This window comes from Streptococcus sp. 1F3 (genome assembly GCF_054968985.1).
In genome coordinates, this window is record NZ_JBUEQR010000045.1 from 1 (window position 1) to 1,372 (window position 1,372).

The following is a 1,372-nucleotide window of genomic DNA, read 5'->3' on the forward strand; positions in this document are numbered from 1 at the left end:
ACTGACTTTGGACTTCTTTTAGACATAGGAAAACTCCCCTTTAGCTTCTAGTGAATTTTTGTTTTTTCACTGTCCACTATAAGGGGAGTATATCAGTGATTTATAGGGATTTAGTTTTAAAATAAACTGTACTCTAAATTGATATTTGCAAGATAAATAGGAAACAAAGTGAGCCTTTAAAAGAGATTTCCCGTCGTAGCTGATATTAATCTTGTGTTTACCGTGTATGTTTTTTCAACGATATAGTTGTTTAGTTTACTTTTAGTACTAGGCAACACTGACGAGGTTTGAAGAGATTTTTGAAAAGTATCAAAGATTTTCAAAAGATAAAAAAGAGAGAACAAAAGTGTTCTCTCTGATTGATAGGAAGATGGAAATAAACATCTGCAAGGTCTACAAGAAAGAGCAAATATCTCATTCCCTATTCTTCTTCTCGTTTACTTTTTAATCCTAGTCCAGCTGCTCCCACTAGCATACCGATACCAAGTGCTGTAGTTACAACAGAAGATGTTTCTTCACCTGTCGCTGGCAAGACCTTACTGTTTGCAGATGGACGAACATTTACATGAACGACTTCTGGGTTAGTTGGTACATGGTTCTCTGGTTGCTTAGGTTGTGGTTCTGGATCCTTCTCATATGGTACTGGTGTATCCTTACCTGGATCATTTGGATCGGTGATAGACGGTGGCACATATCCCTTCGTTGGATCTTCTGGATCAACTGGTTTCAATGGGTTGCCGTCTGGATCTTTTGGTGTATAGCCTGGAATGTGTGGCAATGGTGGGTTATCTCCTGGCACCAGTGGGGTTTCATCATATGGTACTGGTGGACGATCGCCTGGATTGTCTTCTCCTGGGATATATGGCAAGTATGAGCCAAGTTCCTTGTAGATGTAGGTGACGTTGGTTGTCCCCTCTACAACAGTTCCAGATTCTTGATCCCCGTCTTGAACCTTGGTGAAGACATAACGCTTGCCATCTTTTTCGATGATGGTTGGCTTGTGGTCTGTTGTGTCATATGGAGTGTTGACATCACTTTCTGGCGTGTCGACCACATCATCTGCGATGGTTTCACCCTTTTCATTCACATAGTGAACAACAACGCTTCCTTTCTTCACTTCTGGTTGTGGTTCTGGATCCTTCTCATATGGTACTGGAGTATCCTTACCTGGATCATTTGGATCGGTGATAGACGGTGGTACATATCCCTTCGTTGGATCATCAGGATCAACCGGTTTCAATGGATTGCCGTCTGGATCTTTTGGTGTATAGCCTGGAATATGTGGCAATGGTGGGTTATCTCCTGGCACCAGTGGGGTTTCATCATATGGTACTGGTGGACGATCGCCTGGATTGTCTTCTCCTGGGATATA

At 42.1% G+C, this 1,372-nt stretch carries 1 protein-coding gene; it reads right to left on the reverse strand.

Translation table 11 applies throughout. The features are described from left to right. Nucleotides 1-421 precede the first annotated feature (421 nt). A partial coding sequence (locus tag ACVPON_RS04590) for a MucBP domain-containing protein (protein WP_462876629.1) occupies nucleotides 422-1,372 on the reverse strand: 951 nt, incomplete at its 5' end.